The following is a 14,416-nucleotide window of genomic DNA, read 5'->3' as shown; positions in this document are numbered from 1 at the left end:
AAGGCCTACCCTTTCGCGCCCTGGCCCCGCGCATAGGCATCCTCATAGCGGATGATGTCATCCTCGCCGAAATAGCTGCCGGTCTGCACCTCGATCAGCACCATGGGCAGCTTGCCGGGGTTCTCCATCCGGTGATGGGCACCCAGCGGGATATAGACCGACTGGTTCTCGGTCACGAGGGTCACGCTGTCATCGACCGTGACCCGCGCGGTGCCCTCGACCACGATCCAGTGCTCGGAGCGGTGGAAATGCGATTGCAGCGACAGGGCGGCCCCCGGATGGACATGGATCCGCTTCACCTGGAAACGGTCGCCGATCACCAGACTTTCATACCACCCCCAGGGCCGGAAATCGCGTGGCAAGGTCTCGGCCTGGCGCGCGCCCCTGATCTTCAAGGCAGCCACCGCCAGCTTCACATCCTGCGCCCGGTCGGCGCGCGCGACCAGCACCGCATCCGGCATTGCCACCGCGATCAGCCCCTCAAGGCCGATCCCCACCAGCTCCACCGCCGGGTTCTCGGAGCGCAGCAGGGTGTTGCGGCAATCGATGGCGGTGGCGTGGTCAGAGGTCACATTGCCGGCCTGATCGGGCCCGCCCTCGCGCCAGACCGCATCCCAGCCGCCCAGATCCGACCAGCCGCCGGCAAAGGGCACGACCGACAGATCGGGCGATTTCTCCATCACCGCATAGTCGATGGAAATATCCTCGATCTCGGACCATGGCTCGGGGGCCAGCCGCAGAAAACCGAAATCGGTGGTGGCTGCGGCCAGCGCCGCCTCGACCTGCGCGACCATGGCGGGCTGATAGGCGTGGTAGGCCGCGATCAGATCGGCGGCGCGCATCAGGAAGATCCCGGCATTCCACAGGAAATGGCCCGCCGCCAGCATCTGTTCCGCCCGCGCGGCATCGGGCTTTTCGACAAAGCGCGACAGCGCCACCGGGCCTTCATCAGCGGGAACAGCCCCCGCCAGTTCCAGCCAGCCATAGCCGGTCTCGGCCCGGTCGGGGGTGATGCCAAAGGTCACCATACGCCCCGCGCGCAGCGCGGGCAGGCCGCGCGCCACTGCGGCGCGGAAGGCGTCTGCGTCAGGGATCGCATGGTCGGAGGGCGCGACCAGCATCACCGCCCGCGCGTCCTGTGCCGCCAGATGCAGGGCGGCGGCCAGCACCGCAGGGGCGGTGTTGCGTGCCGCAGGCTCGATCAGGATCGGGCCGGGGTCGATGCCGATCGCCGCCAGCTGTTCTGTCACCACGAAACGGAAATCGCTGCCCGTCACCACCAGCGGCCGGGCAAAGGCAAGGCCCGACGCCACCCCCGACAGCCGCAGCGCCGAGGCCTGAAACAGCGACTGCCCGTCGATCTCCAGTGCGAATTGCTTGGGATAGCTTTTGCGCGACAGCGGCCAGAGCCGGGTGCCGGAGCCGCCACACAGAAGAACCGGGGTGATCTGCTGCAGGGTCATTCGGGGCGGATCCTTTGTCTTGGTCGCAAATGATACGGTGTTTCAGACATGGTTTTTGATATCGGGACTTGCAGCGGATCGGAACAGCCCGGCACAAGATCCGCGCAGGATTGACAGCAAACCTGTCCATATTTTGGCAAAGTTTCGACACTCGCTCCAGGCGTGTGCGGAACGGCTGGACAGGTCTGGCGCGACTGCCTAAGCACGGGGCGACAGAGAACAGCAGGGCAGGGCCTTTACCAATGTCTCGAACGCAGATTGCCGTGGCCGGACTGGGCTATGTCGGATTGTCCAATGCCGTGCTGCTGGCCCAGCACAATGATGTCCGGGCGCTGGATGTCGATCCGCGCCGGGTGGCCTTGGTCAATGCCAAGGAAAGCCCGATCATCGATGCCGAGATCTCGGATTTTCTGGCGACCCGCCCGCTGCATCTGCAGGCGACCACCGATCCGCAAGAGGCCTATGCTGCGGCCGAATATGTCATCGTGGCGACGCCCACCAATTATGATCCGCAAACCAATTATTTCGACACATCCAGTGTCGAGGCGGTGATCGCGCAGGTGCGTGACATCAACCCCAAGGCGGTGATCATCGTCAAATCCACCGTGCCGGTGGGCTTTACCGCCGATGTGCGCGCGCGCCTTGGCCATGAGGCGGTGATCTTCAGCCCGGAATTTCTGCGCGAGGGCCGGGCGCTGCAGGACAACCTGCACCCGTCCCGCATCATCGTGGGCGAACGCTCGCCCCGCGCCGAACGCTTTGCTGCCCTGCTGCGCGAGGGCGCGGTCAGCCAGGATGTGCCGGTGCTCTTCACCGACAGTTCCGAAGCCGAGGCGATCAAGCTGTTTGCCAATACCTATCTCGCGATGCGGGTCGCCTTCTTCAACGAGCTGGACAGCTATGCCATGGCGCATGGGCTGCAATCGCGCCAGATCATCGAAGGGGTCGGGCTCGATCCGCGCATCGGCCAGCATTACAACAACCCGTCTTTCGGCTATGGCGGCTATTGTCTGCCCAAGGATTCCAAGCAGCTCTTGGCCAATTATGCCAGCGTGCCGCAAAATCTGATCCAGGCCATCGTCGAGGCCAATCGCACCCGCAAGGATTTCATTGCCGACCAGATCCTGGCTGCGCGCCCGCGTCGGGTCGGGGTTTACCGGCTGGTGATGAAGGCCGGGTCGGACAATTTCCGGCAAAGCTCCATCCAGGGCGTGATGAAGCGGATCAAGGCCAAGGGCGTCGAGGTCGTGGTCTATGAACCCGCCTTGGCCGAGGATCTGTTCTTCGGATCACAGGTGATGCGCGATCTGGAGGCGTTCAAGGCCGAATGCGATATCATCATCGCTAATCGCGCAGCCCCCGAACTGGCCGATGTCGCGGTCAAGCTGTTCAGCCGCGATCTGTTCGGGTCGGACTGACCGGGCGGCGATCACCCCGGGATGCATGTCCCGCCGGGCAGGAGGATGAATGCCGCAAGACCGTGACGCCCGCCTGCGCCCGAGCAAGCGCCGGATCTGTCTCTGCCCCGGCTCGATCGGGGGCGGCGGCATCGGTGTGGTCATGCTCAATCTGGCCGAAGAACTGGTCGCGCGCGGCATCGCGGTGGATCTGCTGATTGCCGCCCCTGACGGGGTGGCGCGCGATGTGCCGGAAGGCGTGCGGGTGGTCGATCTGGGCCGGCGCGCCCGCCATGGTCTGGGCCGGGCGGTGAGCTATCTGCGCCGCGAACAGCCCGATGCCATCATCTCGGCGCGCAATTACGTCAACCTTTTGATGCTGGCCGCGCATCGCATCGCCCGGTCGCGTGCCCGGCTGATCTGGAGCTTCCACACCCATCGCAGCGCCGAGATTTCCCGCGCCAGCCGGATGCAACGCCTGATGGACCGGCTGGTGCTGCGTTTCATCGCGGCCCCCGATGCCCGCGTCGCGGTGTCTGAGGGGGTGGCGGCGGATCTGCGGGGGGCGGCGGGGGGCGCGCAGGCGCCGCAGATCGATGTCATCCTGAACCCGGCCTGGAGCCCGGCGCGGGCGGCGCAGGCCCTGCAACCCTGCCCACACCCTTGGCTGGCGGATCGCGCGCCCTGGCCCGCGGGCGCGCAGCCGTGGCCCGCAGATCCGGCCCCGGTGCTGGTCGCCATGGGGCGGCTGGCGGTGCAGAAGGATTTCCCGACCCTGCTGCGCGCCTTTGCCAATTTGCGTCAGACCCGACCGGGGGCGCGGCTGATCCTGCTGGGCGAGGGACCGGCGCGTGAGGCCCTGACCCGGCTTTGCGGCGATCTCGGCCTGCGGCTGGATGTTGACGTGGCGCTGCCCGGCCATGTGGCCGCCCCCTTGGCCTTTCTGTCGCGGGCCGATCTTTTCGTGCTGTCCTCGCTTTGGGAGGGGCTGCCCATGGTGCTGGTCGAGGCATTGGGGGCAGGCCTGCGCATCGTCTCCACCGATTGCCCATCAGGCCCCGACGAGATTCTGGCAGGGGGCCGCCTTGGCCATCTGGTGCTGCCCGGTGATCCGGCGGCTTTGGCGCGGGCCATGGCGCAGGCGCTGGACATGCCTGCCGATCCGCCTCGGCAGATTGCCGAAGCTGCGCGCTTTTCGGCGCATCTTGCGGCAGATCGCTATCTGCGTCTCGCTTTTCCGCAGGACTGATGGCATGGGACGGCCTGCAACCTTGTCTCCTCCGGCAGCCCCCCTATACTGACCGCCAAAAGGAATTTTCTCCGTGACGCCAGCCCTTGACGTTCTGCTGCCCCATTACCGGGACCCTGCAGGGTTGAAGCTGTCCCTCTCCTCGATCGCGGCCCAGACCTGGGGCGGCAGGATGCGGGTCATCATCGTCGATGACGGATCGCCCGAGCCCGACCGGATCGAGGCCGAGGAGGTGGCGCAGGAATTTGCCCGGACCAGCGGCATCGACATGCTGTTTCTGGTCAATGCGCAAAACCTGGGCCGCCCGAAGACCCGCAACCGCCTGCTGGATGCGGTGGAGGCGGATCACGTCACCTGGCTCGATGCCGGCGATATCTGGTACCCCGAGAAGCTCGAGGTGCAGTTCAATCACCTGAGCCGGCTGCGCATGGCGGGTGTCGATATCGACCGGATCTGGGTGACCGGCGCCTATGACTGGCAACAGGTCGGCAGCACCTCGGCCCGCACATTGCAACAGCAGGTGCAGGGCGATCAGGTGCTGGAACTGCTCGATGGCGGCAATCTGCGCGCCTATCTCTGGACGCTGCTCGGCACCGCGCGCGCCTTCCGCATCGCCGGGCGCTTTGACGAGCGTCTGCCGCGCCTACAGGATCTGGATTACTTCCTGCATTTCGTGCGCGGGGGCGGCAAGCTGGTGGTGCCCGAGGATAACCGGCCGCTGTGCCGCTATTTCAAATCCGATATCGGGCGCAATGCGCGCGAGGTCCATGCCTGCCACAAGCTGATCCTGGCCAAGATGCAGCCGGTGATCCAGACCCAGCCGCCGGCGCTGCGTTCCAAGCTGCATTACAAGGCCAATCGCCTTGCCGCGCGGTTCGCGAAAAGCAACGGCAACCGGCTGCTGGCCGCGAATTATCTGGCGCAGGCGGCTTTCGGCTCGCCGCGCCATACATTGCGGGTGTTCAAATCCGTGCTGACCGGAAAGGCGAGCCGCGCATGACCCGCATCCTGCATCTGATCATGGGCCGCGATGGCGCGGGCCTGCCGCTGACGGCGGCCAGCGATCTGGCGGCGCTGCCGGGCGAAGCCGGTCTGCAACTGGCGGCCAGCGCCTGGATGATCCCGGCCCCGGCCTTGCTGGGGCATGAGGATCTGCGGCTGCGCGCGGAAGGGGATACCCGTCTTTCCGTCATGGCCGAGGTGCTGCTGCGCGATCATGGCGGGCGTAGCCAGCCCGCGCTGCTGCTGCCCTCGCTAGAGGCTGCAAGCCTGATGGCGGGCAATGACACATTCCTGTCCTGGGCCGAGGTGCTGGCGGCGCTGCAGGCCGCGTTCCGCCGGGCAGGGACGGATGTCGCGCTGCAGATCTGGCATTTGCAGGTGCCGGGGGCACCTGAGACAAAGGCCGCGGCCGATCTGGCGGCGGCGCTGGTCGCGCAAGGGTTCACCGCTGTGCCGCGCGGGATCTTGCAGCCCGCCCCGGACAGCGATCTGGCGCGGCATCTGCGCGCCGCCGCCCTGGTCAATGATCTGACGGCGCGCATGGCCGCGCAGGCGGGTGGCATGGGATTGCAGCTGGCCTCGCCTGCACCCTTGCGCGCCCATGCCGCGCGTCAGCTGGCGCAGCTGGCCGCCGCCGGGCTGGTGCCGGATACCGGCCATGCTGCGGCGCTGGACCAGCTTGCCGGGGCCTGGCTGCGCGCCCTGACCGGGAGCCTCGCCCCCTTTGAAAGCGTCGCGACCAGATGAACGCCCGGAGCCAGACCCGCGCGGGCACCCGCCCGCCCCGCAAGATCCTGTTCGTCATCGAAAAGCTGACTGCCCGCAGTGGCGGCGCCGAGCGCGTGCTGATCGAGACGGCCAATGCCTTGGCCGCGCGCGGCCATATGGTGGAGATCGCAAGCCACGAATTTCGCCATGGCACGCCCTTCTATCCGCTGGCCCCGGGGGTGATCGCGGTCAATCTGCGCCCGCCCCGGCGTGGGCTGCGGCGGATCGTCGGTCGCGCTCGCGACCTGTGGCACAAGGTGATGCCGGATCTGCCGCCCTTTGACCTGCTGACCTGGGTCTCGCGCAATGGCGGCTTCTGGCGCCGCTTGCAGGCCTATATCCGCGCGACCGAACCTGATGTGACCATCGCCTTCATGCCGCCCGCGACCACCGCGCTGGCCTTGGCAGAGCCGGGTCACAAGATGCGTCGCGTCACCTCCACCCATAACGCGCCGGTGCAGGATTTCCACAATCCCGTCCGCTGGGACCCCAGCCGTCTGGACCGCCGCCGCCGCTTGCGCCTGATGGGCAAGATGGACCGGATCGCAGTGCTTTTGCCGGAATATCGCGATTTCTACAGCGCGGCCCTGCAAGCGCGGGCGCTGGTCCTGCCCAATGCGGTGCCGCAGATCGCGCCCGAAGTGCTGGCGGCCAGCCCGCGGCGCAAGACGGTGATGGCGGTCGGGCGCCTCGCCACGGTGAAGCGCCACGATCTGCTGATCGAGGCCTGGGCCAAGATCGCGCCGGATTTCCCCGACTGGGATCTGCGCATCTATGGCGAGGGCCCGCTGAAGGCCGATCTGGCGGCGCGGATCGCGCAATACGGCCTGACCAATGCCCATCTGATGGGCCATCAGACCAATGTGGCGGAATGCTATCTGGAGGCCTCGATCCTCGCCCATCCGGCAGAGTTCGAGGGTTTCCCGCTTGCGGTGACCGAGGCGCTGGCCTCCGGCCTGCCGGTGGTGGGGTTCGAGGATTGCTCAGGCCTCAACCGTCTGGTGAAGGATGGCGAGACCGGCATTCTGGTGGCCGCTGATGGCGACCGGCTGGCGCAATATAGCGCGGCCCTGGCCGGGCTGATGCGTGACCCGACCCGCATCCGGCAAATGGGCGCGGCGGGGCCTGCGAGCATGGCCGCATACGCCCCCGATGCGGTGATCGATCTGTGGGAAGAGATGCTGTTTGACGCCGATGTCCCGCGCGGCGGCCTGGCGGGCTGAGCCGCGCCAAGGGAAGTTTGGGCTGGAATAGAGACGCTTTTGCGCGCGAGGTCAGGCACCGGACCTCGGCGCTGCGAATGCCGCAGGCCTAACCTATGCGCGCCTAACGCCGCTCCGGCGGGTGGCGCAGGATCAGGATACGCCCCATCTCGGCCAGCTCGGAGAACCACAGCCGCAGCCGGGCAGCGCAGGCGATCAGGCGCCAGCGGATCGGGAAATCGGTGCTGCGCAGATAGGCCAGCATCTCGCGAAGGGGGGGGGTCAGGCTGCGGATCGCCCAGATCAGCCGCTGGCGCGGCGATCCTGATGTCAGCTGCCCGCCCTTGATGCGGCGCACCTTGGTCACGCATTCGGCGCGGCTGCTGCGCGCGGGATGCTGGGTGATTGCATCTGGAACCAGATGCAGCGCGGCACCCGCCCGCCGGGCGCGGCGGCAGAACTCGGCATCGCCCCCCGACAGGCGGCGCGGATCAAAGCCCGAAAGCGTCTCGAACATGGCCCGTTCCACGCTCAGATTGGCGGTGGTGGCATAGCCATGCGCGACATAGCGCGCCTGCGGAATGCCGCGCAGCGCGTCATAAATCTCCCAGATGCCGGGATCGGGGCCGGTGATCATGCGGATCGGTCCGGCCAGCAGGGCCGCAGGCATACGGGCCCCGGCGGCGGCCAGCGCCGCCAGCCAGCCGGGCAGGGGCCGGCAATCGGCATCGGTGAAGACCAGCCGCGCCCCGCGCGCCTTTGCCGCCGCCGCATTGCGGGCAGCATAGGAGCCGGGGCGCGGGCAATGGATATGGGTGACGCGGCCCTGCAACCCCGGCGGGATAAGCGCCTGCAAGGCGGCCTCCGGGTAGGGCTCTCGCTCGTTATCGGCGATCAGGACCTCGAAATCCTGAAAGGTCTGCGCGGCCAGGGCCGCAAGCAACCCGGCCAGATCATCCCAGCCGTGATAGACGGGAATGATGACGCTGAGGGCGGGAAGGCGGGACATATGGCAGATCTTCCAGCGGCCGCGATGCCGCGTTCCGGTTACAGCGTGAACAGATCGGCGGGGATCTCGTCAACCGAATAGCCGAAGGCCTCGAAATCGGCTTTGTAGAATTCCGCGATTTGCGCCATCCGCGCTGCGGTGGTCGCGATCGGCTGAGACGCGGATTTGCGCGACTGATGGACCTTCAGATTGCGCAGCGGCATGTTCAGCTGTGTGAGGCAATGGTTGATTGCCGCATCCAGCCCATCCTCAAGCCGGAAGATCTGCGTATCGGGGCCGATGAAGTCGACCTGCGGCCGGATATGGTTGTCCAGGATCATCGGCCGTTTCGGATAGGCCTTGAACTGGTGCCGCAGCCAGGTGTCGAAATCCGGCATTTCGGCGGGCGGGGCCTCGGCCTCCACAGGCTGATCTGCCGCGGCACGGGCCTTTTTGAGATTTGCCTTGTGCAGATCGCTGCGCCAGCGATATTCGCTGGCCAGGCGCGCATAGGGGTTGCGCACGATGCTGACGCTCTGGTCGTAAAAGCTGGGCGGCACCCATGTGAGCAGCAGGTCCCAATGCATATGCTGCGGGGTGACGACGGAAAATTCCTTGCGCGGCCTGCTTTTCAGCGCCTGCTGCGCCCCGCGCCGATGCAGGACCTCTTCCACCGTAGAGCCACCGGTCTTCGGGATATGGATGAGCAGAAGCATCCGGTCTGCGTGGCGATAGAGAGGCATGCCTTGCGTATCTTCCTTGTCTCGTCCGGCCGCATCGATATCGGCCAGCCCCTGTCGAAGCCTCGCAGGGCGAACCCGGCTCCCACCGTTCAAGGGGCGGGCCTGAGGCGGCTCTGCCCCCTATGCGGGATTGGTCGTTTTGCGTCAAGCCGCTGTGGCTTTGGGCATGTCCATGACATGGGCATAGGGGCCCCTGGCGGCCCGCCTGCGCCTTCGGGGGAAAGATATGCTCTCAGGGCTGATCAAAGCCCCGATCCTGTCCTGCTTTGCGCCCGTGAAACAGGGGGCATGTTCTTCAAGGTCTCCGGCGATCAGCGCCGCGTGAAGATGCGTTTCGCCGCCCGCAGCGGTTTGGTCACTTTCCAGGATGTGCTGGACATCAGGGCGGCGTGCCGTGTCTCCACGCTCCCTGATCGGGGGGTGCCCTGGGTCTGCGGAACCCCTGTCTTGATAAGGATCCCGCTTGCGCCTGAAACCGGGAAGAGGGGTCTCCAGGCGGAGCGCCCGCCTGGAGACCTGTCTCATCCTTCCGGCCCTGGTGCCGGGGTCAGGTCAGGTTGCCACCATAGATCGCGGTGGCCCGCTTTTGCTTGCGGGTGACGCGCTCCGCATCCGCCTTGGCCATGGCGGTGCAGGGCTCCAGATCGAAATTCCGGGTTTCGAAATCGGCAAAGGGCAGGAAGCGCGAGCCAAGCGCCACAACCGACTGATGTTTGGCGGCGTAGTAATCGCCAGAGATCTGGATGTAATAGCCTCGGATCCCCGCCCGGGCCGCAATCATATGCGGATGGAAGCGGCTGGTGATCATGACATCATCCTTGCTGAAGCCGGGATCGGCCAGCAGGTCGCCGACATGGGCGGCTTCGGTCTGCGGGAACAGATCGCGGATCGCCTCGAACGCATCCTGATCGCGATGCGGCGCGCAGACCCAGAATTTGATCTTCTCGAACCGTTTGCTGATCCTTTCGCGCCGGCGGTCCAGCCGCCGCAGCAGGGGGGCCAGGCCGCTGTCTTTCATGAAACAGGAAATGTGCAGCGTCGGGGGTTGGTCATGCAGCGGCGGCGGGGGTTCCATGAAACAGTCGTCCAGCCCGTCTGGCACGACATTGTCGCCCGCGCTGTGGTCGCGGATGAAGCCTTCGGCGGCGGGGTCGCGCAGCTCCAGAGAGGTGAAGCCATTCAGCACAGTGCGGAAGGCCTGTTGCAGCGCCGCAGGCGGCGGGTCGATCGGCAGCAGGCCCAGCCCGGTGCCATGCAGCCGGGTGCCGAACCGGGCCTTGAGCGCCCCGGCAAAGCCCAGCAGGAAGCCGGTATTGGGCCATTTGCTGGAAATATAGCCGCCACCAAACAGGTGGAAGCGGTTCGCTTGCGCCAGAAAACCTTCGGCAAGGTTCAATTGCGGGAAGGCGGCAAATCCGCCCTGATCAAAGAAGGCCAGGCCGCGCGCGAAATTCTTCCAGAAATCCGGGCTGCTTTTGGGAAAACCCACCTCGCGCACGATGGCAACATGTGAGGCTTTCCAATGCGCGGGCTGCAGCAGCAGCGTCGAAACCGTCGGCAGGGTGGTATCGATGACCACCCGGTCTTCGGGATGATGCTGCGCCAGATAGCGCAGCCAGCCACGCGCCATCAGCTCGTCGCCATAATTGGGAATGCCGCTTCCGCCAATCAGGTAATGCATTTGGGTCCTTGTGAAATATCGAGGGCTGGGGCGTATCGCAAAAAGCGGCGCATCAGGGCCAGATAAGGGATGGCATCCGGGCATCGGCGGCGCATCCGATCGGCCCTGCATGGCTAATGCCGGTGCCGTCTGTCCCTGCGGGATGCGGCCCCCGGATCGCAGGCGGAAAGACTTGAAACAGACACTTTGCAAACATGATATTTCGCGACCCGATCCTGCGCCGACCAATGTCCGATATCCTCGCAATTTCGGGTTTCGACAAGCGGGAATCTGAGGGCTGCCGCAGTCTGCGCAAAAGCCGCCTTTTCCGCCGGGAAAGAGAGAAGATTTCTTTGCCCGACAGGGGAGGGAAGGGGTGGATTTTCTTTGGGCGCGCGCCGCTTCGGGGCGGATGTCAGGCGCTGTCGCCGCCGGCGGCCTCTTGCCGGTGCAGCGCCGCGCGGATCGCATCCAGCAGGGCCTTGCCGGTTTCGGCATCCGCCATGGCCCCGGCGGGTGTCCCGGCCAACAAGGCGCGGATCGGGGTCAGATCCTCGGGCGGGGCCATGTCTTCGCATGGGGGGGCCTGATCGGCAAAAAGCGCATCGCGCGCCAGAAAGCGTTGCGCCACGGCCCGGTTGTTTTCCGCCTGTCCGGCGAGGATGTCTGCCGCGCGCGCCGCCGGCAGATGGCGCAGCAGATCGGGCTGGTTGCCCCGGCGCTGGTTGTGCCGCTCCAGCAGGCGCCGCAGGCCCCTGCGGAGATCCGCATCGGGGGCGGCATCCAGCAGCGCAATCTGATGGCGGGTCAGGCTGACATTGTCGCGCCGTGGCCGCGACAGCGCCTTGCGCGCTTGCGGCTGGCGGGTGGCCACGCAGAAATCGGCCCAGAGGTCGCGCCGGGCCCGGCGTTCATAGGCGCGCACCACGATATTCTCGGCACCGAAACTGTCAGACCAGGCCGCCAGCAATGCCGCATAATCCAGCCGGGGGGCGATCTGCGCCAGGAAGGCCTCAAGCCCTTGGCCGGGGCCGAATTTCAGCGATTGGCCATAAAGGGAATCGACCCAGTAATCCTGCCTGCGCAGATAGACCACGACCTTGGTTTCGGCAGGCAGCAACGCCCGCAGGCGCGGGATGGCGGCCGCGGGCAGACGGGACAGGTCTTCGCTGCTCAGAATGGTATCGCCCGCAAAGCCCGCCGCGGCGGCGGTGAGATGCGCACAATGCGCCTCCACCAGATCCAGATCGGCCTGCGGCGTATGGTCAAAGCGATGCCCCATCATGGCATGGGCCAGATAGTGATGGGCATTGGTCGGCTCCAGATCGAGGCCAAGCGTGCCGCTGGGATAAAGCAGTCCGGCCTTGGCCAGAGCCGGGCGGGCCATCGCCATGGAGATCTGGAGAGAGGTGGTTCCGGTCTTTTGCATACCGATATGCAAAAACAGGGTCATCCGGTCATGTGTCCTCATTGATATGAAAGGGCGCACCATTACCGACAGAGGGCAGACTAGGCGGGATCGGGGGGAGAGGCAAACCGTACGGGCCCCTTGGTGGCGATTTATCGCCAGAACGGCCTGATTTAGCGCCCGGAAGAGGCACCCGGCGCGGGGTTTGTCGCGAGGTTTGGTGCCTCTGCGGCGGCGGGCAGGCCAGCACCCTGCAGCCAGCCAAGCCGCCGGGCCAGACCGGGCAGGCGGTGGCGCAACAGCCCCCGCAGCGCGTAATGGCCGAAATACCAGGCGGCTTGCGGCAGGCCGAGGCCGGGGATCTGGCGATACATGCGCCAGGTATCGGCGGCGGCGCGTCCCTTGGGCGCCGAAAGCGAACCGGCATCCTCGCGATAGGTCATCAGCACCAGCGGCAGGCCCAGCACCACCGGCGTGTCGCGCAATAGATCGAGCCAAAGCGCGAAATCCTGCCGCCGGCGCAGATCCGGCATGGCGCGCGGGCCGAAATGCGCCCGGTCATAGATCGCGGTCGAACAGGCGACGGTATTGGTCTTCAACAGATCGGCGCGGCGGGCGCGGGCGGGCACGCCCACCACCCGGCGGTTGTCCTTGGCGGCATTGACCCGCAGATAGGCGGTGCAGGAAAACGGGATGCCGGTCTCGGCCATGGCGGCCAGTTGCAGTTTCAGCTTCTCGGGGTGCCATTGGTCATCGGCATCCAGAAAGGCGATGAAGCGTCCGCGCGCGGCGGCAATCCCGGCATTGCGGGCCGGGCCTGCACCTTGCTGGCCTTCGGTCGAAAGGCAGCGGATCCGCGGGTCTGATGCGGCAAGGCGGGCCATGATTGCGGCACTGTCATCGCGCGATCCGTCATCGACCAGCAGCGCCTCCCAATCCATCAGGCTCTGCGCCTGCACGGATGCGACCGTCGCAGCCAATGTTTCGCCCGCATTGAAAACCGGGATCACGACAGAGACCAAGGGTGCGGTGTCAGGCGCTGTCATGCGCGCAGCGCCTGCGCGACAAAGCTGCGCAGCTGCGCGAGCAGGGCTGTGGCGGCCTCCGGGCTTTCGGCCTCGGTATAGAGCCGGAACTCCGGCGCATTGCCGGAGGGGCGCAGATGCAGCACCCGGCCAGAGGCGAGGCTGATGCGCAGCCCATCTGTCAGGTCGCGGGTGATTTCCGTCTCTGACAGCGCAGAAAGCATCGTGTCGGGATTGTCGATCATCTGGGCCAGGAAGGGGGCGGTGACCTCGGGTGGGGTTTCCTCCAGCCGGTCGGTCGCGGTGAAACGCGGGGGCTGGGCGGCCAACAGCGCGGGCAGGCCGCCGGCCTTGCGCGCTTCGGCCAGCACGGTGACCAGCGGCAGCAGGCTGTCGCGGGTCATCAGCGCGGGCAGGGGGCCTGCCGGGCCGGTGGCATCAAAGCCCAGCAGGAAGCCGCCATTGGCCTCATAGCCGACCACAGGGCCCCCTGCTTCCTCCATCGCGGCGATGACGAAGGGCGAACCGATTTTCGTGCGGATCACCTGCACGAAAGCCCCTGACGCTTCCGCGCCGCTATTGGAACTGACCGGGGTCACGACGATTGCGGCCCCGAGGCTGGCCGCCGTGATCTGGCCCAGAATATCGCCCGGGATCACCGCGCCTGTGCCATCGGTCAAAAGCGGGCGGTCGCCATCGCCATCGGTGGAGATGATCGCATCGAACCCCGGCGCCCAGGCGGCCAGATCTGCGCGGGCAGTCGCGCTGACGGCCTCGGTATCGACCGGCAAAAATGTCTCTAACCGGCCGATAGAGACGCATTCGGCGCCAAGCGCCGCCATCGCCTCCGCCAGCAGATCGCGCGACACCGCGCTATGCGCCCAGATGCCGATACGCAGGCCGGACAGCGCCTGTGCGCCAAAACCCGTGACATAGCGTGTAACCCAGTTGGCACCGACGGATCCGGCCAGCACAGGCGCAGGCCCCGACCCGCGCGGCGCGGTGCCGAGATGGGCCAAGATCGCCGCCTCATGCGCCTTGGTGATCTCGCCGGTGGGTGTGTAGAACTTCAGCCCGTTGCGATCGGCGGGGATATGGCTGCCGGTCACCATCACCGCAGCCGCCCCCGCCTGCATCGCCGCCAGCGCCAATGCGGGCGTCGGCACCGCGCCGCAATCGGTGACGGCAAGACCCATGCCCTGCGCGGCCCCGATCACCACCCCGGCCAGATCCGGCGAGGAGGCGCGCAGGTCGCGCCCGACCCAAAGCCCGCTGCCCATCGGGCAGGCCGCCACAAAGGCGCGGATATGATCCGCCACCAGATCGGGCGTCAGTTCCGTGACCAGACCGCGCAGCCCGCTCGTGCCGAATTTGGGTGCCATCCGTCTTCTCTCCCCGCTTGTGGCGGCGAAGATGGCAGCAAGCCCGCAAAATCGCCAGAGCCGGGCCGCCGCCCGCGTTCATTTCCTGCCTGAAAATGCGGGCGGGCGGTTGATTTTTGCCGCCCGAAG

General features: G+C 66.5%; 12 protein-coding genes. 5 read left to right on the top strand and 7 right to left on the bottom strand.

Going from position 1 to position 14,416, the window contains the following annotated elements; translation table 11 throughout:
* Positions 1–5: 5 nt before the first annotated feature.
* On the bottom strand, positions 6–1,463 hold the full coding sequence (locus tag GBJ34_RS18545) for a mannose-1-phosphate guanylyltransferase/mannose-6-phosphate isomerase (protein WP_151720689.1): 1,458 nt from the start codon (positions 1,461–1,463) through the stop codon (positions 6–8).
* A 242-nt stretch (positions 1,464–1,705) separates the two neighbouring features.
* Between GBJ34_RS18545 and GBJ34_RS18540 the strand changes: the two genes are divergently transcribed.
* From GBJ34_RS18540 to GBJ34_RS18520, 5 genes are all read left to right on the top strand, one after another.
* Positions 1,706–2,881: a nucleotide sugar dehydrogenase gene (locus GBJ34_RS18540; RefSeq protein ID WP_151720688.1), complete on the top strand. Its 1,176-nt coding sequence runs from the start codon at positions 1,706–1,708 to the stop codon at positions 2,879–2,881.
* Positions 2,882–2,930: 49 nt separating this feature from the next.
* Positions 2,931–4,109: a glycosyltransferase gene (locus GBJ34_RS21115; protein ID WP_151720687.1), complete on the top strand. Its 1,179-nt coding sequence runs from the start codon at positions 2,931–2,933 to the stop codon at positions 4,107–4,109.
* Positions 4,110–4,182: 73 nt separating this feature from the next.
* Complete coding sequence (locus tag GBJ34_RS18530; RefSeq protein ID WP_192931288.1) at positions 4,183–5,109, top strand: glycosyltransferase family 2 protein; 927 nt, start codon at positions 4,183–4,185, stop codon at positions 5,107–5,109.
* Positions 5,106–5,858, top strand: a complete 753-nt coding sequence (locus GBJ34_RS18525; protein ID WP_151720685.1) for a hypothetical protein — start codon at positions 5,106–5,108, stop codon at positions 5,856–5,858. The genes GBJ34_RS18530 and GBJ34_RS18525 overlap by 4 nt, the downstream gene beginning before the upstream one ends.
* Complete coding sequence (locus GBJ34_RS18520) at positions 5,855–7,102, top strand: glycosyltransferase (RefSeq protein ID WP_151720684.1); 1,248 nt, start codon at positions 5,855–5,857, stop codon at positions 7,100–7,102. Before GBJ34_RS18525 ends, GBJ34_RS18520 begins: the two co-directional genes overlap by 4 nt.
* A 103-nt stretch (positions 7,103–7,205) precedes the next feature.
* Here GBJ34_RS18520 and GBJ34_RS18515 read toward each other — a convergent pair whose 3' ends face one another.
* The 6 genes from GBJ34_RS18515 to GBJ34_RS18490 form a co-directional block, all read right to left on the bottom strand.
* Positions 7,206–8,090: a glycosyltransferase family 2 protein gene (locus GBJ34_RS18515; RefSeq protein ID WP_151720683.1), complete on the bottom strand. Its 885-nt coding sequence runs from the start codon at positions 8,088–8,090 to the stop codon at positions 7,206–7,208.
* Between the two features lie 38 nt (positions 8,091–8,128).
* Positions 8,129–8,785: a sulfotransferase family 2 domain-containing protein gene (locus GBJ34_RS18510; protein ID WP_192931287.1), complete on the bottom strand. Its 657-nt coding sequence runs from the start codon at positions 8,783–8,785 to the stop codon at positions 8,129–8,131.
* A 574-nt stretch (positions 8,786–9,359) separates the two neighbouring features.
* Positions 9,360–10,493 (bottom strand): polysaccharide pyruvyl transferase family protein, encoded by a 1,134-nt coding sequence (locus GBJ34_RS18505; RefSeq protein WP_192931286.1) that lies wholly within the window; start codon positions 10,491–10,493, stop codon positions 9,360–9,362.
* 394 nt (positions 10,494–10,887) lie between these two features.
* The gene (locus GBJ34_RS18500) at positions 10,888–11,925 is read right to left on the bottom strand and encodes a hypothetical protein (protein ID WP_151720680.1); all 1,038 of its coding nucleotides are present in this window, start codon (positions 11,923–11,925) and stop codon (positions 10,888–10,890) included.
* 128 nt (positions 11,926–12,053) lie between these two features.
* Positions 12,054–12,926, bottom strand: a complete 873-nt coding sequence (locus GBJ34_RS18495; RefSeq protein ID WP_151720679.1) for a glycosyltransferase family 2 protein — start codon at positions 12,924–12,926, stop codon at positions 12,054–12,056.
* On the bottom strand, positions 12,923–14,287 hold the full coding sequence (locus tag GBJ34_RS18490; RefSeq protein WP_151720678.1) for a phosphohexomutase domain-containing protein: 1,365 nt from the start codon (positions 14,285–14,287) through the stop codon (positions 12,923–12,925). The genes GBJ34_RS18495 and GBJ34_RS18490 overlap by 4 nt, the downstream gene beginning before the upstream one ends.
* Between the last annotated feature and the right edge of the window lie 129 nt (positions 14,288–14,416).

Source organism: Gemmobacter serpentinus (assembly GCF_008973825.1).
GTDB lineage: Bacteria > Pseudomonadota > Alphaproteobacteria > Rhodobacterales > Rhodobacteraceae > Gemmobacter > Gemmobacter serpentinus.
Note: the sequence above shows the minus strand (reverse complement) of the source record. Positions and strands in the feature narration are given on the sequence as shown.